This window comes from Flavobacterium arundinis (assembly GCF_038289855.1).
GTDB classification, from domain to species: domain Bacteria; phylum Bacteroidota; class Bacteroidia; order Flavobacteriales; family Flavobacteriaceae; genus Flavobacterium; species Flavobacterium arundinis.
This window is the reverse complement of record NZ_JBBYHR010000002.1, coordinates 510642-528665: the sequence shown is the minus strand read 5'-3', so window position 1 is coordinate 528665 and position 18024 is coordinate 510642. Positions and strand designations below refer to the sequence as shown.

At 42.2% G+C, this 18024-nt stretch carries 18 protein-coding genes; 9 read left to right on the top strand and 9 right to left on the bottom strand.

Annotated features, from left to right (window positions below; translation table 11 throughout):
* The first annotated feature begins 83 nt into the window (after window positions 1-83).
* Window positions 84-2519: a sodium-translocating pyrophosphatase gene (locus AAEO56_RS05440; protein WP_341696010.1), complete on the top strand. Its 2436-nt coding sequence runs from the start codon at window positions 84-86 to the stop codon at window positions 2517-2519.
* 135 nt (window positions 2520-2654) lie between these two features.
* On the opposite strand, the gene AAEO56_RS05435 is transcribed toward AAEO56_RS05440, so the two are convergent.
* Together AAEO56_RS05435 and AAEO56_RS05430 are read right to left on the bottom strand one after the other, a co-directional pair.
* Window positions 2655-3269, bottom strand: coding sequence for a deoxynucleoside kinase (locus AAEO56_RS05435; RefSeq protein WP_341696009.1), 615 nt, complete (start codon window positions 3267-3269; stop codon window positions 2655-2657).
* Window positions 3269-4063 carry a hypothetical protein gene (locus tag AAEO56_RS05430; protein ID WP_341696008.1) on the bottom strand — a complete coding sequence of 265 codons (795 nt, stop codon included), beginning with the start codon at window positions 4061-4063 and terminating at the stop codon, window positions 3269-3271. Before AAEO56_RS05430 ends, AAEO56_RS05435 begins: the two co-directional genes overlap by 1 nt.
* Window positions 4064-4435: 372 nt before the next feature.
* Here AAEO56_RS05430 and AAEO56_RS05425 point away from each other — a divergent pair, with 372 nt between their 5' ends.
* The 4 genes from AAEO56_RS05425 (at window position 4436) to AAEO56_RS05410 (ending at window position 9402) form a co-directional block, all read left to right on the top strand.
* Window positions 4436-5326, top strand: a complete 891-nt coding sequence (locus AAEO56_RS05425; protein ID WP_341696007.1) for a GLPGLI family protein — start codon at window positions 4436-4438, stop codon at window positions 5324-5326.
* A gap of 155 nt (window positions 5327-5481) precedes the next feature.
* Complete coding sequence (locus tag AAEO56_RS05420; protein WP_341696006.1) at window positions 5482-6318, top strand: GLPGLI family protein; 837 nt, start codon at window positions 5482-5484, stop codon at window positions 6316-6318.
* A 27-nt stretch (window positions 6319-6345) separates the two neighbouring features.
* Complete coding sequence (locus AAEO56_RS05415; RefSeq protein WP_341696005.1) at window positions 6346-9099, top strand: TonB-dependent receptor; 2754 nt, start codon at window positions 6346-6348, stop codon at window positions 9097-9099.
* Window positions 9100-9186: 87 nt separating this feature from the next.
* Window positions 9187-9402, top strand: a complete 216-nt coding sequence (locus AAEO56_RS05410; protein WP_341696004.1) for a hypothetical protein — start codon at window positions 9187-9189, stop codon at window positions 9400-9402.
* A gap of 65 nt (window positions 9403-9467) precedes the next feature.
* Here the strand turns inward: AAEO56_RS05410 and AAEO56_RS05405 are convergent, their stop codons facing one another.
* Window positions 9468-9668, bottom strand: a complete 201-nt coding sequence (locus AAEO56_RS05405; RefSeq protein ID WP_341696003.1) for a hypothetical protein — start codon at window positions 9666-9668, stop codon at window positions 9468-9470.
* Window positions 9669-9854: 186 nt separating this feature from the next.
* On the opposite strand from AAEO56_RS05405, the gene AAEO56_RS05400 reads away from it, so the two are divergent.
* Together AAEO56_RS05400 and AAEO56_RS05395 are read left to right on the top strand one after the other, a co-directional pair.
* On the top strand, window positions 9855-10541 hold the full coding sequence (locus tag AAEO56_RS05400; protein ID WP_341696002.1) for a hypothetical protein: 687 nt from the start codon (window positions 9855-9857) through the stop codon (window positions 10539-10541).
* Between the two features lies 1 nt (window position 10542).
* Window positions 10543-11022 (top strand): hypothetical protein, encoded by a 480-nt coding sequence (locus AAEO56_RS05395; protein WP_341696001.1) that lies wholly within the window; start codon window positions 10543-10545, stop codon window positions 11020-11022.
* Window positions 11023-11147: 125 nt separating this feature from the next.
* Here AAEO56_RS05395 and AAEO56_RS05390 read toward each other — a convergent pair whose 3' ends face one another.
* Window positions 11148-11576 (bottom strand): hypothetical protein, encoded by a 429-nt coding sequence (locus tag AAEO56_RS05390; RefSeq protein ID WP_341696000.1) that lies wholly within the window; start codon window positions 11574-11576, stop codon window positions 11148-11150.
* A gap of 109 nt (window positions 11577-11685) precedes the next feature.
* Window positions 11686-12936 carry a methionine adenosyltransferase gene (gene metK, locus AAEO56_RS05385; protein ID WP_341695999.1) on the bottom strand — a complete coding sequence of 417 codons (1251 nt, stop codon included), beginning with the start codon at window positions 12934-12936 and terminating at the stop codon, window positions 11686-11688.
* A 691-nt stretch (window positions 12937-13627) separates the two neighbouring features.
* Between metK and AAEO56_RS05380 the strand changes: the two genes are divergently transcribed.
* Window positions 13628-14074, top strand: a complete 447-nt coding sequence (locus AAEO56_RS05380; RefSeq protein WP_341695998.1) for an OsmC family protein — start codon at window positions 13628-13630, stop codon at window positions 14072-14074.
* 232 nt (window positions 14075-14306) lie between these two features.
* Entirely contained in the window at window positions 14307-14831 is a 525-nt protein-coding gene (locus AAEO56_RS05375) for a hypothetical protein (protein ID WP_341695997.1), read from the top strand.
* 225 nt (window positions 14832-15056) lie between these two features.
* Here the strand turns inward: AAEO56_RS05375 and AAEO56_RS05370 are convergent, their stop codons facing one another.
* The 4 genes from AAEO56_RS05370 to AAEO56_RS05355 all read right to left on the bottom strand — a co-directional run bounded on the left by AAEO56_RS05370 (window position 15057) and on the right by AAEO56_RS05355 (window position 17836).
* Window positions 15057-15920, bottom strand: coding sequence for a hypothetical protein (locus AAEO56_RS05370; protein WP_341695996.1), 864 nt, complete (start codon window positions 15918-15920; stop codon window positions 15057-15059).
* A gap of 66 nt (window positions 15921-15986) precedes the next feature.
* Entirely contained in the window at window positions 15987-16439 is a 453-nt protein-coding gene (locus tag AAEO56_RS05365) for a DUF6367 family protein (RefSeq protein ID WP_341695995.1), read from the bottom strand.
* A 174-nt stretch (window positions 16440-16613) separates the two neighbouring features.
* Window positions 16614-17390 carry a DUF4145 domain-containing protein gene (locus tag AAEO56_RS05360; RefSeq protein WP_341695994.1) on the bottom strand — a complete coding sequence of 259 codons (777 nt, stop codon included), beginning with the start codon at window positions 17388-17390 and terminating at the stop codon, window positions 16614-16616.
* Complete coding sequence (locus AAEO56_RS05355; protein WP_341695993.1) at window positions 17381-17836, bottom strand: hypothetical protein; 456 nt, start codon at window positions 17834-17836, stop codon at window positions 17381-17383. The genes AAEO56_RS05360 and AAEO56_RS05355 overlap by 10 nt, the downstream gene beginning before the upstream one ends.
* Between the last annotated feature and the right edge of the window lie 188 nt (window positions 17837-18024).

Genomic DNA, 18024 nt, shown 5'->3' with positions numbered 1-18024 from the left:
GTAAAAGAGTGTTGCTTTTTTTATTTTGGTTTTGTTACATTTACAAGATATTAACAAAAACCAAAACCAAAAAAATCTTATTTATGGAGTCAATAATGATTTACGTGCCGATTATCATGGCCGTTGTAGGGCTGCTATTTATGGCGGTTAAAAGATCATGGGTGTTAAAGCAGGATGCCGGTGATGGAAAGATGAAAGAGATTTCAGATTACATCTACGAAGGCGCCCTTGCCTTCCTTAAGGCAGAATATAAATTGCTTACTATTTTTGTTATTGTGGCCAGCTTAGCGCTTGCCGGGATAACCTTTCTTCCCGGTGCGACAACCCACCTGCTTATCGTGGTTGCCTTTATCTTAGGGGCATTCTTCTCGGCGCTTGCGGGTAATATGGGTATGAAGATAGCCACCAAAACCAATGTAAGGACCACACAGGCCGCAAGGACCAGTCTTCCGCAGGCATTAAAGGTGTCTTTTGGCGGAGGTACCGTAATGGGCCTTGGCGTTGCCGGCCTTGCAGTATTGGGGCTTACAACGTTCTTTATTTTCTTCTTCCATTATTTTATGGGAGGCGTTTGGACAAATTCAGCCGATATGACCATCGTGCTTGAAACTCTTGCCGGTTTCTCCCTTGGTGCCGAATCTATCGCATTATTTGCCCGTGTAGGTGGTGGTATTTATACCAAAGCTGCCGACGTAGGCGCCGACCTTGTAGGTAAAGTGGAAGCTGGTATCCCTGAGGATGACCCTCGTAACCCTGCTACCATTGCCGATAACGTGGGTGATAACGTAGGCGACGTTGCCGGTATGGGCGCCGACCTTTTCGGGTCGTATGTGGCAACCGTACTTGCCGCCATGGTATTGGGTAACTATGTGCTTAGGGATATTATAATCGCAAATCCGGACTTTACCGATATTTTCGGTGGAATAGGGCCGATCCTTCTTCCGATGGCTATTGCAGGCTTCGGTATATTGTTCTCAATTGTGGGAACACTGTTAGTAAGGATAAAGGACAACAACGCTAAAGAGGCACAGGTACAGGGCGCACTGAATATGGGCAACTGGGTATCGATTATCCTTGTAGCCATATCATGCTACTTCCTGGTACAATACATGCTTCCTAAAACAATGATAATGGAGTTTTATGGCGAAGAGCCTAAAGACATCTCGTCAATGAGGGTGTTCTACGCGACTATCGTAGGCCTTATTGTAGGTGGTGTAATATCATCGGTTACAGAGTACTATACAGGGCTTGGTAAAAAACCGATCCTTGCTATTGTGCAAAAATCAAGTACAGGCGCAGGTACCAATATCATTGCGGGTCTTGCAACTGGTATGATCTCCACCTTCCCAACAGTACTATTGTTTGCAGGTGCGATATGGTCATCGTATGCATTTGCAGGTTTCTATGGTGTTGCACTTGCCGCTTCGGCGATGATGGCTACAACAGCAATGCAGCTTGCAATTGATGCTTTCGGACCGATCTCTGACAACGCCGGTGGTATTGCCGAAATGAGCGAGCTACCTAAAGAAGTGCGTACACGTACCGATATTTTGGACTCTGTGGGTAATACTACAGCAGCAACCGGAAAAGGCTTTGCTATCGCTTCTGCGGCGCTTACATCACTAGCGCTATTCGCTGCTTATGTTACATTTACAGGTATCGATGGTATCAACATCTTCAAGGCTCCGGTGTTGGCGATGCTTTTCGTTGGCGGTATGATCCCTGTGGTATTCTCTGCATTGGCAATGAACTCTGTAGGTAAAGCCGCGATGGACATGGTTTATGAAGTAAGGAGGCAGTTCCGCGAAATACCGGGAATCATGGAAGGTACCGGCAAACCGGAATACGGTAAATGTGTGGAGATATCTACCAAAGCCGCCCTTCGCGAAATGATGCTTCCGGGTGTGCTTACTATCGGTTTCCCCATCGCTATCGTACTTTTGGGTATGCTTATCTACCCTGACAACAACCAGCTGGTAGCCGAAATGCTTGGAGGCTATATGGCAGGTGTAACCGTATCAGGTGTGCTTTGGGCTGTGTTCCAGAACAACGCAGGTGGTGCATGGGACAACGCTAAAAAATCGTTCGAAGCCGGTGTAATGATCAACGGCGAAATGACCTACAAAGGATCTGATGCGCACAAGGCAGCCGTAACAGGTGATACTGTGGGCGATCCGTTTAAGGATACATCAGGCCCGTCTATGAACATCCTTATCAAGCTTACATGCCTTATCGGCCTTGTTATCGCGCCAATATTGGGCGGGCATGCTGATGGCCACGAGACAATTGTAGAAAAAACGGAAACGGTTGTTGTAGAGCAGCCAGCCGTAGTAGGGCAGGAAAAAAGCGAAGAGATTACTGTTGACCGCCAGAAAGATTCAGAGGGGAATGTAAAAGCTACTGTAGTTATCTCTACGAAAGCCGATAACAACGAAATCAAAACTGAAGAAAAAACTTTTGAAGGCACCGATGCTGAAGTGAATTCCCAAATTGAGGCATTCAAAAAAGCAAGGAAATAATAAGCTTTATTACGGCTAATAGAAAAATCCCACGTTTACAGCGTGGGATTTTTTGCTTATGTTATTATGTAGAAAAACATTCAATGCGTCGCTACTTCGCGCGCCCCGGAACTTTAAACTTTAAACCTTAAACTTTTAAAACAACCCATTCACCTCCGCATTGATACGGTTGATGATCTGGCCAAGGTCTTCAGGGTTGTTCACAAAATCAAGCTTATCCACATCGATGATAAGGAGCTTGCCTTTGTCGTAGCCCTGCACCCATGCTTCGTAGCGCTCGTTAAGGCGGCTGAGGTATTCTATGGAAATAGAGTTCTCATAATCGCGGCCACGGCTGTGGATCTGCTTCACAAGGTTCGGGATGGAACTGCGGAGATAGATCAATAAGTCGGGTGCGCCAACGAACTTCTCCATCAGCTCAAAAAGCGATTTGTAATTATTGAAGTCGCGGTTGGTCATCAGGCCCATCGCATGAAGGTTGGGCGCAAAGATGTGCGAATCCTCATAGATTGTGCGGTCCTGTATGATGTTCTTCCCGCTTTCGCGAATCTGCATCACCTGGCTGAAGCGGCTATTAAGGAAATAGATCTGCAGGTTGAACGACCAGCGCTCCATCTGGTCGTAAAAATCATCCAGGTAGGGATTGTCCACCACATCCTCATAGTGGGGTTCCCATTTAAAATGCTTGGCCAGCAATCCGGTAAGGGTGGTCTTTCCGGCGCCTATATTGCCTGCAACAGCTATATGCATTATTGTTGTAACTTTAGTTGATAGTAAGTAATTCCGTGGTCGGTAAAAATAGATAAAATTTCCCCCGAATAGTAAAAACTTTCAAAGCTTTTTTCCACAACGGCGATTGGTGCCTTTGCTCCGGTAACAGTGTTAAAATGGTAAAGCACGCCGTCTTTCGCCTGTAAAATCAGGGTAGGAGAAACAATCTGCACCTGGTCATAATCCGGCAATATTCCTAACGAACTTACCTTGCCGAACAGGTTAACAACATAGCACTTGTTGGCCGTATCGATCCAGTAAAAATAATTGTAATCGTTATGATAGTATTTAATGCCATCGGTAAATGGCGGCGTCAGCGTCCGGAAAGTACCGGGTGCCAGGCTGTACAGGCCGATCTGTTGGGTGGTGACATCGTACATCCAAAGGCGGTTTTGCGAAGCAAGTCCAATGGCCTCGGCAATGACAGGCTCCTGTATGTTCGAGAAATTGATGCGCGAAGTTTCGTTCATCTGGTTATCCAACAGCACTACTGTATTGAATTTACGGTAGAACAAAATGATCTGCAACGGATTCTGGATATCCGCACGGTAAATTTCTCCCAACGAAAGCGCCTTATATTTCAGCATCCTGCCGTCTTTCTCCTTACGGAACTCGTTGTCCAGCACGGTGTATTGCCATCCATAGCTATCAGACCCGATGTACCGCTCAGGCCCTGACTTTGCGCTACTCAGGAACTTTGCGGGAATGGCAACTTCCTGTGCCGAAGCGGCAGCGAATAAAAGAATAGCGAGAAGAGGAAGCAGCTTTTTCATTATGGCAAAGTAAAGAAAAATAACGCATGGGGAGTGTTTAATATTTTGGCATACTACATCAAAAGCCAAAGACTTCGCGAAGCAGGAGTAAGTATGGCACCTTCACCTCAGTGCGTTATCCTTGCGAGGAGGAACGATGAAGCAACTATTCTTTTCAGATATTCGTAGTCCTTCGTAAATCTTACCAGGACAGTAAGGAATAGCTAAATTTTGACGAACAGTACCCGTTCATGGCTCCCCTCTCCTTTGGAGAGGGGTTGGGGGTGAGGCCTGTAATGCAATAATCAGACACTAAAATACTTCATAAATTAACAACTCCCCTTTGTAACAAAACAATTTCTCATTCGTCATATCCACAATTAAAGAAATACCATGAAAAACATAGTTTACATTTTTGCAGCATTGGTTTCGATGCTAACGGTAAAAGCCCAGGAATTCCAGGGAGTTGCTACGTATGAATCCAAGACCAGCATGGACGACATGAAGAAATTCAGCGGCGGTAACAAAGAGATAACGCCCGAAATGCAGAAAATGATCGAGGAGCGGCTGAAACCGATGTTCGAAAAAACATTCATACTTAAGTTTGACCGTACCGCTTCCACTTACGAAGAAGAGGAAAAGCTGGATGCGCCTGGCGACCAGATGGCACAGGGCTTCAAGATGATGGGCTCGATGTTTGGCGGTGGCGGAAAACACTACAAGAATGTAAAAACCAAAACCATGCTTCAGGAAAAGGATATTTTCGGCAAGGAATTTTTGGTAAGTGATTCCCTTCCCGGTATCAAATGGGTGGTGGGAACCGAATCAAAAAAAATAGGTAACTATACCTGTTACAAAGCGACAGCTGTGGTACCGGTAGATAAATCGAACATGATGAACTACCGCCCGAAAAAAGGTGCTGAAGAAGAAATGAAGAAAAAAAGTGAAGAGGAGATGAAAAAGACCAACTTCATGGATATGGTAGAAATGCCGACTGAAAGGACAATCACTGCATGGTATACCCCTGAGATTCCGGTAAACCAGGGGCCGGCAAACTACTGGGGGCTGCCGGGACTGATACTGGAGGTTTCTGACGATAAGACGGTACTTCTTTGTTCTAAAGTAGTGCTTAACCCCAAAGAGAAATCGGAAATTAAAGCCCCTAAAAAGGGTGAGAAAGTGACCCAGGAGCAATTTGCCGACATCATGACCAAAAAGATACAGGAGATGCAGGAAATGGGTGGCGGCCCCGGCGGTGGCAGGAGAGGACGTTTTGGCGGATAGATGGTACTTTCATAGAATTTAGTTTTTTGGGATAGGAGAATAGTGCTGGCGGCAATTCTGAATGTAAAATTAAACTGAATTTTTAGTTTCATAACTATAGAAATAGTTTTATAACTAAATTTTTAGTTCATTTGTGTAAACTTAAAAATAATGGTATGAAAAAGTATTTACATTGCCTGATTATTCTGGCTGCATTTTCAGCTAAAGCACAGGATTTCAGAGGCGCTGCCGTTTACGAATCGAAAACATCGATTGATTTCTCAAAGTCAGAATCAGATTCTGAAAAAGGAAACGAATTGCCGCCGGAGTTGGAAGCCCAGTTACAGGAACAGCTTAAAAAAGCCTTTGAGAAAAAATACACCCTGAATTTCGACAAGACATCTTCGATCTATGAAGAGGAAGCCCAATTATCTCCGCCATCAGGTGGCAACATATCAATAAGTATAAACAATTCAGAAGGTGGCAGGCAGTATAAGAACCTGAAAGATAAGAACACGATCACCGAGAATGAGATATTCGGCAAGGAGTTTCTCATTGTCGATTCGCTTCACAAATACGACTGGAAATTGGGAAGTGAGACCAAAAAGATTGGCACCTATACCTGCTATAAAGCCACCGTTACTATCAGGGCGCGCCCGCTTCCTGAAACGGTTAAGGCAATTTCCCTGACCGATGGGCCGGAAAAAGACAGGGTCATTACAGCGTGGTATACACCCGAAATACCGGTGAGCCACGGCCCCGGAGGCTATTGGGGGCTGCCCGGCCTTATACTCGAAGTAAACGATGGCAATACAACATTACTTTGCTCCAAAGTTGTGTTGAATCCTAAAGATAAAGTAGAAATAAAAGCCCCGAAGAAAGCCCCGAAAGTTTCTCAGGCCGAATTTGATAAAATAGTAGAAAAGAAGATGGAAGAGACCAGGGAAATGGATGAGCCTGCTCCCGGATCTAACACCACCACTACCAGAAGGGTTATCCGGATAGGAGGCTAACCCGAAACCAACAACCAATTAACACACATGAAGAAATTATTATTTGCCGTAACGTTATTGTTATCAGCCTTATCCTATTCACAAAACATACGCTACGAGGGCGTCCTGAGGGATTCCCTTGGTACGCCGCTCGAAATGGGCAACGTTATGGCTGTGAATAAAGCAACCAACGCGATGGATTCCTATTCGATTACTAATGAAGCGGGAAAATTCCAACTGGTGCTCAGTCCCAATACACAATATATACTCAGGGCGAGCTATATAGGCTATACTCCTTATGAGGAAACCATTACCACCGGAAAGGAGAATATGGTAAAAGTAATAGTGCTGAAGCAGGGAATCAACATGGCCGAGCTGGAGATCGTACACGAAATGCCGGTAACCATAAAGGGCGATACCATTGTATATAATTCCGATTCATTTACCAATGGCACAGAACGTAAGCTGGAAGATGTGCTTAAAAAGCTTCCCGGTGTCGAGGTGGATGCCGATGGCGGTATAAAGGTAGAGGGCAAAAGCGTATCGAAACTGATGGTGGAAGGCAAGGATTTCTTTGATGGCGATACCAAGCTGGGCGTAAAGAACATTCCCGCCGATGCGGTGAGCAAGGTGGAGGTGCTGCGCAACTATAATGAAGTAAATCAACTGAAGGGCGTAACCAATAACGAAGATAATATTGCCATGAACATTAAGCTGAAGGATGGCAAAAAGAACTTCTGGTTTGGCGACATGACGGCCGGTGCCAGCATAGGCGAAGGGGAGCGTTACATTGTAAACCCAAAGATATTTTATTATAGTCCCAAATACAGCCTCAACCTGATAAGCAATTTCAACAATACGGGTGAGCTTCCGCTAACCATGCAAGATTATTTCAAGTTTAGCGGCGGTTTCCGCAACCTGATGCGAAGGAGCGGCACATCGTTGAACATAGGCTCTAACGACCTGGGCCTTTCGCTCATGCGGAACAACAGGGCTAAGCAGATAGAAACCAAATTTGGCGCAGGCAACTTTAGTTATAATGTTACCCCAAAATGGTCGTTGAGCGGGTTCGCCATCATCAATTCCAACAAGACCGAAATGGAAACGGTAAGCCGTAACGTATTGCTCGATCCGGTGACAGGCGACCCTCAAACTACACAAAAAAGCGAGCAGACATCAGAACAAAAAACACAATTTGCATTATTCAAGCTGAGTTCCAGTTATAAGCCCAGCGCTAACCTTGAGTTTGATTATGATGCCTTTATGAAGACTTCTGACCAGTGGGAGATGTCGGCACAGCTTTCAGAGGTTTTTCCGGAAACATCGCAAAGCCAGGATATTTATACGAAGCAAAAGCAAAAGCCTTTCTCGTTTAACCAAAACCTCAACCTGTATTACACCCTCAACGACAAAAATGTATTTGCATTCGAGGCGCAGCACCTGTACCAGGACGAAGACCCTTTGTACAATGCCAACCTTGCCAACAACCCGTTCCCTGCCGGGCCATCCGCAGACCCTGCACTCTCGTTAGGCCTGTTGCCAGCTACACGCTATGATATTTCACAGCAACGGTTTGTCAGGACCAATAAGGCCGATGCCAAACTGGATTATTACTACATGGTAACGCCAAAGAGCAACATCAACTTTACGCTGGGAAATACCTACTCGTTCCAGAATTTCAACTCAGCAATTTTCCAGACAATGGACGACGGCTCGGAGAACAGCCTGAACGACAACACGAAGAATAATGTGGATTATGTTTTTAACGACCTTTTCCTCGGTGCGCATTTCCGTTGGATAACTGGCAGTTTTGAGTTCAATCCCGGAGTAACGCTGCATAAGTATAATGTGTTTAATGAGCAGTTGGGAAGCAAGGTAGAGAACAACTTTACGAGGTTGCTGCCCGATGTTTTTGCACAATACAACATCAGGAAGTCAGAGCGCCTTACCTACAACTACAGCATGACGACCAACTTTACCGATGTAGCCGATTTTGCGCGTGGATTGGTGCTCAACAGCTATAAATCGTTGTTCCAGGGTAACCGCAACCTTCAGAACGGCCTTTATCAAAACCACTCGCTTAACTATTTTAAATACAACATGTTTAACTTCACCCAACTGTACGGTGCAGTGAACTACAGCCACATGATGGATGCGATAAAGAACCTCTCCGCCTTCAGTGGAATCAACCAGGTGGGTACAGTAGAGAATTCACCCTATGCCGACCAGACATTTTCGGCCTATGCCGGCTATAACAGGAGCTTTGCCCGGTTTTACAAGGTATCCACAAGTGCATCGGTAAACTGGAGCAAGTTCAATAACTTCAGGTTCAATCCGGGAACAGGTGATGGCACCGCAAGCATAGCAAATTCTCTAAGGCAGGTAAACGAGCAGTTCTCGCAAAGCTACACAGCAAGCTTCGCTACCAATTATAAAACCCTCCCGAATATCGAAGTGGGCTATTCGCTTAGTGTAAACGACTATAGCAGTAACAAGTTTTACAACCACAAGCCGTTTGCTAACATCAGCTATTACTTTTGGGACGCCTTTACTATTAGGGCCGATTATGAGTACAACCACTATTTCAATAGTGACAAAACCAGTGACAATGAGTACGATTTCCTTAGCGCCGACATCATGTACCGCAAAAAGAACAGCAAATGGGAATTTAAAGTAGGGGGTACCAACCTCCTCAATACCACATCGCTTAACGATGACAGTTTTAACCAGTTTTCCACCTTCACTTCGCGCTACAGGGTACAGCCAAGATATTTGCTGCTTACAGTAAAGTATGATCTGTAGTGTATTATTTATAGATAAATTTTATAATTAACACATTTGTCTATAGATAATGATTATATTTGTTGTAATTAATTTAAATTCAAAAGAATGGCTACAGATTTCCAGGTTAAAAGAGAAAAGTTCAGTTCCCTTGCATTCCAGATAAGGGTGGATAACATGGACTTTTTCAGAGGTAAAACGCTCTCTAAAGTCTTTATTATCGGCAAATCACGCGATGACAATCCTGCTTTACTGTTTCCTAAAGGTATTCCTGATGATATTCAAGACAAGCTGAATGATGCTTTTAAAGAAGTTTTCGGTTAAGATAATTATATGAAATGAGAACGGGCTACCTTTTGGATAGCCCGTTTTTTATTTGGTTAAAATAATTATTTAAAAATTTTCAAAAGCAGCGCCTCAACCTTATGCCTGATCTTTGCCGGGATCTCCTTTCGGTAATCTACCCCTGCGGATTGTATTGAGATATAAGGCGAACACTCGCGTGAAAGCCTTACGCCATTTAATTCATCTTTGTTCTCTGTCTGTAATACCAGCAGCCCTGCCTTAAATTCTCTTAATTTGTCGTGCAAGAGGCCTTCGTGGGTAAGACTGTTTATAGAGTAATTCTCAAATATTGATAAGTAAATTTTAATTATATTTAATTATTTTTTAATTTAACTAATAAAAATACAATTATTAACGTTTCTTTAACTTAGTGCTTTTGCTCTAATAAATTTAATGTTTTATTTTTGAGACACAACCAAATATAATTTAATATGAAAAAATTTTTGTTGCCTATCGGAATTATTGCATTGTCAATGTTCTTCGCCTGTTCATCTGAAAATGATGCCACATCATCTCAAACCATTAATACAACAGCAGCTTACCGCATAGGTAGCATGGATGTGTCAACTGCGAAACAGCTTTATTTAGACATGACAAAAACTAATGAGTACATTGACTTTAAAAAAGCTATTAAAGATTTCAATTCATTATTAGGTGCAAATGAAGTTTCATTTGAAAGCAAAGCTAAATTGATGGCATGGATAAATTCTAATCTTTCAAAAACGTCATTTAAAAGCGTTACTCAATTCGAAACTATGTTTGATGACAGTGTTAATAAAGGTCAGATTTTAATAGATGCAAATACCAAACTATTTGGTTACTTAGGCAAAGCTGATAAAGACGAAATAGCTATAATTGTTGCCCCTGAGATTGGCGATGGTTCAATACCTGATTATACTGCCAGCCCATCGTCATGTCTAGATGATTGTATTGCAGCATATGAAACCGCTTATGAACAGGCAACTGAGGACTATTACGGTGATTTAGACACACCTAGTGGTGATATTTTTTCAGCGATATCATTGGTGCTTAACTTGAGTGATTATGAACATACAATTTACGTAGATTTGCCGTATCAATTTAATAATTGCGTAGGGTCAACACCAGGATGTAGTTAATATGAAATATCTTATTATACTTATATTTTTATTCTCAACTGTTGTTTATGCACAGAATCCTGCAACATCAACAATAAATAAGTCAGGCCTTACTCCAACAGAACTTGAGGCTACGAAGGATATGTACCTGAAAATGATGCAATCGGATACTTATATTAAATTGCAGGCGGGTACAAGGGCTATGAATAAAAAATTTAAAAATGTTAAATTACCCAAAGCATCCGAGTTTTCGGGAGTAAAAGATTCAATAGAAGTTAAGGACAGACTTAAAGTTTTATTAGCTAAGGATATAGGTAAGACAAATTTTAAATCCTTGGATGAAGCTGTAGACACGATGATGGGTAATATTTTGTTGACTCAAAAGTTGTTAAAAGAGAATCTGGAACTGTATACGTTATTACCTAAAGCAACTAAAGATCAATTTAAGGAAATTCTTGAACCTGAACGGCAACGGGCATTTGATTCGCTTGTGCCAAATTAATCAAAATTGTTTTAGAGCGTTATAGAACTTAAAACGGGCTACCTTTTGGATAGCCCTTTTTTTATATACGGTTTAGTGGTTATATCCCGAAAGCAGCTTTCACTTTATCCACATCATCCTGTCTACTATTGCTTTTCAAGCAACGTTAAATGCGGCATGGTTTCTCCGGAATCGCTAATTTTCACTTTGGATACCGTATATAACCTGTTCTTTTTGTAAATTGTTAAAGACGAGTCTTTATAATCTGCGTTGTCAGGATGCAGTGTTACAGTTTTTCCAGACCTTTTCCAGGTTCCCGTATAGCTTACCAACCCTTCGGAGCAGGTATTGATTGTACACACAAATGTACTGTCCGGTTTCAACTCCAGTTTTTCATTCTTTGGCCCAGTGTATAAAAAATTGGGATGCCCTCTCAAATACATCATAGCTGCTTTTTCGCCAAATGTCGGCTGCTTGCTGATGTAAACACCTGTAATGTCGTCTTTTTCCTGTTCCGGAAATGACACACTTAAAAAGAGGGTACACAAAATAAGGATACTAAGGAGGGTTTTCATGAAGTTATGTTCTAATTTTCTTTTTACGATATAAATTTAGTTAACTTCACTAAATAAAAAATGCTCCCATATCCTGAGAGCATTTTTTGATATAATAAAAAAGCGATAATTACAGATTAAAAGCACTTTTTACTTTCTCTACATAATCCAGTTTTTCCCATGTAAACAATTCCACAGTTACCTCTTTTGTTTCACCGTTTGGCGATTTAAAGGTTTTAGTAACGGTTTCCGGCTTGCGTCCCATGTGGCCGTAAGCAGCCGTTTCGCTGTAAATAGGGTTCCTTAGCTTCAGGCGCTGCTCGATAAAGTAAGGGCGCATGTCAAACAGCTCCTCTACCTTCGCCGCGATTTCGCCATCAGTAAGGTTTAGTTTTGAAGTACCGTTGGTATTTACATAGATATTTGTAGGTTTGGCAACCCCGATAGCATACGAAACCTGTACCAAAATCTCTTCGGCTACGCCTGCAGCTACAAGGTTTTTGGCAATGTGGCGTGTGGCATAAGCAGCGCTGCGGTCAACCTTACTTGGGTCTTTGCCCGAGAAAGCGCCACCACCGTGGGCTCCTTTACCGCCATAGGTATCCACAATGATCTTCCTTCCGGTAAGCCCGGTATCTCCGTGAGGCCCGCCTATCACGAACTTGCCCGTAGGGTTGATGTGGTAGGTTATATTTTCATTGAAAAGGTGCGCATACTCCGGGTTGTTCTTTACCACCCTTGGTATGAGTATTCCTTTTATGTCCTTGTGTATTTTGGCAAGCATGGCCTGCTCTTCATCGAAATCATCATGCTGTGTGGAGATTACAATAGCATCAATCCGCACCGGCTTGTTGTTATCATCATACTCCAGCGTCACCTGGCTTTTTGCATCCGGGCGAAGGTAGGTGATCTCATTATTCTCGCGCCTTAAAACGGCAAGCTCCTGCAGCAGCTGGTGCGACAGGTTCAATGCAAGCGGCATATAGTCGGCAGTTTCGTTGGTAGCATAGCCAAACATCATACCCTGGTCACCGGCACCCTGTTCTTCCTTATTCTGGCGGTCTACACCCTGGTTAATGTCCTGCGACTGCTCATGGATGGCCGAAAGCACACCACACGAGTTAGCCTCAAACATATATTCGCTCTTGGTATATCCTATTTTACGGATAACTTCGCGCGCTATCTGCTGTACGTCGAGGTATATTTTAGATTTTACTTCACCTGCAAGTATTACCTGTCCTGTAGTTACAAGGGTTTCACACGCTACTTTCGACTCAGGGTCGAAAGCCAGGAAGTTATCAATTAATGCATCCGAGATCTGGTCAGCAACTTTGTCAGGATGCCCTTCGCTCACTGACTCTGACGTAAATAAATATGCCATATAGTTATAATGTTTAAGAGGAGGAAGATTGCTGGGCTAAAGGGAGTGGGTCCTGCTTTAGCATTTTTTAATGAGGTTGCAATCAGTACAAATTTTTCCTCCGGGATTAAATCAGGGACAAATGTATAAAACCCGATTGGAATAAAAAAAGTACAGCGTGTAAATAATTTAAAGTTTTGCTGACACTAATGTAATGTCCCTACAAAAACTGGCGATCATCCTTTTAAATCCGAATCATTTGCTCTTGCTTCTTCGCAAACGTTTTCTGTTAAAATTTAAAATTATGCTTGCATATATTAAAAATAGTGACGAAGTTTGTTTCAGTTAAAAATACGAAAAAATGAAATCTTTTATCTGTCAATACCGTCATTCGATGTGGAATATTTCCGCAGGGGTCGCTATTGCATGATTTTAAGTAGTACAATATAAAATCAAACGAAGCCCCTGCAACACCAAGCAGGGGCTTTTTTATTACCATAAGAATTAAAAAAATGAAATCCATTATCCGCACATCGTCACATATCCAGCATATCCGTTTTTCATGGATGTACTGTATGCGCACGCTGTTGCCAAAGGGAACGACTTAATCTTTAGTTTTATTTAAATTCAGATAAGGTCCTTTGGTAACAGCTCCAAAGGGCCTTTTTTGTTTCAGCACTGTTCAATCATTAATCATAAAAAAATCGCAATCATGAAAAATCAAATTAACGTACTTGGCTACACCGGAAATAACAGCCAGTTTGTTGTAAAGACACTCAATGCCAACCTCAGGTTCAACCAAAATGAAAAATACCCCGAGCTCGAAGGGCCCAATCCCTACGAATATATCCTTGCGGGCTTTGCCGGATGCATTAATGCGCTGGGGCAGGAGGTGGCGGCAGAACAGGGGATAACTTTGCGTTCTTTGCAGATAGAGATAACCGGCAGCATGGAAACTCCTGATGCCGGAAGCCGTAAAGTAAGGCCGGGCTTTAAAAATATAGAAATCACTCTTAAACCCGCAACTACTGCCCCACTCGGGGCGCTGCAGGCCTGGATGAAGGAGGTGCAGTTTCGCAGCCCCGTATATGATACGCTTGTGAACAACACACCCGTACACCTGTCGCTGTACAAAGAGTACACGTATAATTATAACTAAGGTAACTAACCCGGAAACACCTGCGGGTCTGCGGATGTTGCGGGTGTTTTATTAAAAAATATGGTTTGTTTTGTTTGTTTGTGAAGAGGGTGTTCCATGAGTCTGTCATTCTGAACGGAATAAAATGGAGTGAAGAATCTGATATAATTATTTAGAGATTCTTCCTTCGTCAGAATGACAAATAGCACTCCAATTGGAACACTCTTTTTTTTAAAAATCGTAAATTATCATCATGTCTAAAAGAATAAATATAGTGCTGTTCGGTATCGGAAATACAGGCAGCGCACTCATTAATAAAGTAGTAAAGGAACGCAAGGAACTCGTTCTCGAACGAAATCTCGACCTGAGGTTTCCGGTAATCACCAACTCGACGGTGGCATTCTTTGAAAAGGAAGGCCCGAGTTACTCCTGGGAAGCCAACTTCATACAGTTTGCTATCCCTTTTAAGCTGGAGGATGTCCTGTATTACCTGATGGAGAACAATATTGAGAATATCATTGCGGTAGATGCTACTGCCAGCGCTGCCCTTGCCGTAGAATACCACGACCTTATAAAAAGTGGCTTCAGCATTGTAACCGTAAACGAAAGCCTGAACGACCTGCCGGAAGACTTTACAAAAGGTTTGCAATTCCTTGCGGAAAGCAGGGGAATGGAGTTCCGCCGGGTAGCGAATGCCATTAAAGGGAAAGAAGCAGCTGCCGATGCCTTGTTCGATGCCATACTGGATGTGGCCGAAAAGCGCAGGAAAGTGGCCTGAAAATAAAATGTGTTTGGTTTTTTGTTTGTTAAAACCCTGTCATGATCATGGCGGGGTTTTATTTTTGGCCACATATTCAGGAAGTACAATTGTAATTTCGAATACAATATACAACTACGTCACCGTCATTGAGCGGAAGAACGGAGCGCGGCAATCTTTCTGTTCCGGCAAAAGAATTACTATACGGAGGAAAGATTGCTTCGTGCCTCGCAATGACCCCGCCGATCATCTGACTTTTATCTTCACTTTCTTCCCCACAATATCCGCACCTTCCTCATCCCAGTTGCGGTAATGCAGGTAATAACCCATTTTTTCTTTCTTCACCCGCAGGGCATCCGGCTCATCATCATCAAATGTGTTAGCTTCGGCGAGCAGGTGCCACTTTTTGCCGTCATAGCTCCATACCAGCATGTCGTGGCAGCATCCGTGAAAATAGTGGGTTGCTATAATGATCTCGTCCCTGCCATCGCCGTTGAGGTCGGGCAGTGGCTCAATGCTCATCCAGTAGCACATGGACCGGGTGATGTCAGGAATGCCCTTGCCAAAATTCGCCGTCATATAGCAGGTTCCCCGCCCGCAGTCATTGCTTAGGGTATCATTGGCATCAACCACCTGTTCATAATCGACTCCCGCAGTATCGCCTATCCTGTCGCCATCGATATCGCCGACTATATAGTTGATCCTGAACTGCTGTATCCTTTCGCCTTCCGCCAAAAAAGTAAAAGCAGGGTCGACCACTACGGGATACGCAATGTTTTCGGGGTTGTCGATAACGGCTTTTAGCTTGTAATATTTAGAATTCCCATCACAAACATGGGCGCTGTTCACGGTTATGACCACAGTGTCATTCTTTATTTTGGCTGATGCCGAATACTTTCCGCATTCTAATATGTTGAAGTAAGTAGTAGCAGTAATTTTTTTATCATCCCTCGTTACACTGATACCCTCTTTTTCGGCCATTGCCTTCACTGCATCAGTAACTTCTGTGTCCGGAAGCTGCGCGATGGTTATGTCAGCAGGGATGTTTTGCGCATTAGCATAGCGTGGCCAGCTGAAGAACAGGAACAGCAATAGCGAAAGGGTTTTCATATAAGAAGAGGTGTGTTTGTAGTATCGGCTAATTGATTAATCTCAACAACGAAAAGCGCTGCTTAATTATTTCTTTTCCGCGACCTTAAAAACGAATATCTTGCATTTATTCGGCAGGTAATCCACATTTGCTAAAAGGGCCTCTGCATTTTCGTTGGGTGTCGTTTCCAGTATCTTGCCTTCCGGGAGTTTCACGATAGCATTGGCAATTGTTCTGGCCGACTCTTCGCCGTTCATACTGTTGTTCACAGCTATCTTGTCATTTTTAAAACCGTTCACATGCCATGATATCTTTCTCATTTTGGTATTCACATGCTTTTTTCTGGCAAGGTGGAGGTTTACCTGCCCGCTGTCGCCAGCCGGTTTTTCGGCTCTTTTCCAGTAGTCCATTATACCGCTTTCTGTCCACGTGCCTTCTTCGGCAGATTCGATATCGGCTGCATCGCCAATAACAATTATATGGAACATATTCCTGTCTTCGGCTACGGTTGCATTTAAATACGACTTGAATGATTTCATTTTATGGGTGATGTATGGTTATTCGCGCACGAAGATCGGGCACGGGCTGTAAAGGTACGACTTTGTCAATTGCTATTTTCGCAACAGCAGCCTTTCGGTGGTGAGGGTGGGGAAGAGAAAGAAGTTATGGGTGGGCATTGGTTAAAATATTTGAATATAAGACGTGGGCTACGGCTATCTCTTAACTGGACCTTTTCTTTTATTAATAGTTTTTCCTAAAGATTTGATTCGTTTAGATTCCATTTCAAATAATTTATTTAAAACATGTTCTAACATTTCAAACCCATCAAGTATGTCATCTTGGGTTAAAGGTTCAATAGAGTGACTTCCAATATTTCCAATCCATTTGATGGCCATTAATAATTCACCTTCAGAAGAAAATTTCTCTTTGAAGAGTTCAATCCTTTCATGTAATGTTACTCTTTTTCTTTTTCTCCTACTGGTTATAATTGTTTTTTTAATCTTATAAAAATCCATCAAAAGCTCAACTACAATTCTAATTTTATTAGCACAGGCAGAGGTGTCAACATGATAAAGGGAAAACGCCTCACGTATATACATGTTGATTGATGGAGGTAGATTATCATTCAAGTCAAATATCTGCAAAGGAGGTATAAATATTTTAGGTTTCAAAACTTCATACGCTACGTATTCTACATCATCATATTTATCATCATATACATGTTCTTCTTCTACAGACATATCACCAATGACCGCTACGAATTCCATACATTTTGAATTATTACATTGAATCATTCCAGTAAAAACCCCTGTAATCCAAGAGGCTTCCCAGTCGCGCTCTTTAAGCATAGTTTTTGAAGCGCTATCTTCATGTATAATGAAATTGCTTTTATTGCCGGTTAGGTTCCCTTTTTTACAGGTTGGACAAATCCATTCTGGTAATCTTTCTACTGTAAAGGTATATTTCCAAATGATTCGATTTATTCCCATGTGTTGTTTTCTATTAAATACTGATCTAACCTGTTAATCAATGAATCTTGTGCTAAGATTATATGATCTATATCAATTACAAGTTTTCTAATATATGTTAACCTAAATTCATGCTCTTTTTGTTTGGATGTCCATGTAGTCGTAAATCCATTTTTTACCTCTGTTTCAATATGTAACCTGGATTCATAGCATTTTATCAAAATATCATTTTCAAATTCATATGGTTCGCCCCATACTCCATGAATAAAAAGATTTCTTTTAGATTTAATATTCCCTATTTTTCCAATCAAATCATCAATTATGTTTTTTTCAAATTGACGATGTTTGCTAACTTTTTTTAGTAATTCAATATTTGTTTGTAATGTATTACCTTGAAAAATAAGGGATGTCAAAATGTAATCATCGACAATTAACAAGCCTAAGATGTCCATTATATTTGATTCCATCTTTGCAAATTTGGTTGATAGCAGACCCAAATAACAATAAAATTCCTTATTCGGTTCTTCGATTTTTGAATACCTCATTTAGTCGAACTTTTAGTAAATATAAATATTAAATGGTAATTGATTATTGCCAAAACATAAATTTGCATCTTCCCATTTTATTCCGTTTCTTTGTCCTGTTCTTTTACACA

What these genes read in the sequence shown, in the direction of transcription:
- AAEO56_RS05440 (WP_341696010.1), top strand. Translation starts at nt 84, where the DNA reads ATGGAGTCAATAATGATTTACGTGCCGATTATCATGGCCGTTGTAGGG.
- AAEO56_RS05435 (WP_341696009.1), bottom strand. Translation starts at nt 3,269, where the DNA reads ATGCATATAGCTGTTGCAGGCAATATAGGCGCCGGAAAGACCACCCTT.
- AAEO56_RS05430 (WP_341696008.1), bottom strand. Translation starts at nt 4,063, where the DNA reads ATGAAAAAGCTGCTTCCTCTTCTCGCTATTCTTTTATTCGCTGCCGCT.
- AAEO56_RS05425 (WP_341696007.1), top strand. Translation starts at nt 4,436, where the DNA reads ATGAAAAACATAGTTTACATTTTTGCAGCATTGGTTTCGATGCTAACG.
- AAEO56_RS05420 (WP_341696006.1), top strand. Translation starts at nt 5,482, where the DNA reads ATGAAAAAGTATTTACATTGCCTGATTATTCTGGCTGCATTTTCAGCT.
- AAEO56_RS05415 (WP_341696005.1), top strand. Translation starts at nt 6,346, where the DNA reads ATGAAGAAATTATTATTTGCCGTAACGTTATTGTTATCAGCCTTATCC.
- AAEO56_RS05410 (WP_341696004.1), top strand. Translation starts at nt 9,187, where the DNA reads ATGGCTACAGATTTCCAGGTTAAAAGAGAAAAGTTCAGTTCCCTTGCA.
- AAEO56_RS05400 (WP_341696002.1), top strand. Translation starts at nt 9,855, where the DNA reads ATGAAAAAATTTTTGTTGCCTATCGGAATTATTGCATTGTCAATGTTC.
- AAEO56_RS05395 (WP_341696001.1), top strand. Translation starts at nt 10,543, where the DNA reads ATGAAATATCTTATTATACTTATATTTTTATTCTCAACTGTTGTTTAT.
- AAEO56_RS05390 (WP_341696000.1), bottom strand. Translation starts at nt 11,576, where the DNA reads ATGAAAACCCTCCTTAGTATCCTTATTTTGTGTACCCTCTTTTTAAGT.
- metK (WP_341695999.1), bottom strand. Translation starts at nt 12,936, where the DNA reads ATGGCATATTTATTTACGTCAGAGTCAGTGAGCGAAGGGCATCCTGAC.
- AAEO56_RS05380 (WP_341695998.1), top strand. Translation starts at nt 13,628, where the DNA reads ATGAAAAATCAAATTAACGTACTTGGCTACACCGGAAATAACAGCCAG.
- AAEO56_RS05375 (WP_341695997.1), top strand. Translation starts at nt 14,307, where the DNA reads ATGTCTAAAAGAATAAATATAGTGCTGTTCGGTATCGGAAATACAGGC.
- AAEO56_RS05370 (WP_341695996.1), bottom strand. Translation starts at nt 15,920, where the DNA reads ATGAAAACCCTTTCGCTATTGCTGTTCCTGTTCTTCAGCTGGCCACGC.
- AAEO56_RS05365 (WP_341695995.1), bottom strand. Translation starts at nt 16,439, where the DNA reads ATGAAATCATTCAAGTCGTATTTAAATGCAACCGTAGCCGAAGACAGG.
- AAEO56_RS05360 (WP_341695994.1), bottom strand. Translation starts at nt 17,390, where the DNA reads ATGGGAATAAATCGAATCATTTGGAAATATACCTTTACAGTAGAAAGA.
- AAEO56_RS05355 (WP_341695993.1), bottom strand. Translation starts at nt 17,836, where the DNA reads ATGGAATCAAATATAATGGACATCTTAGGCTTGTTAATTGTCGATGAT.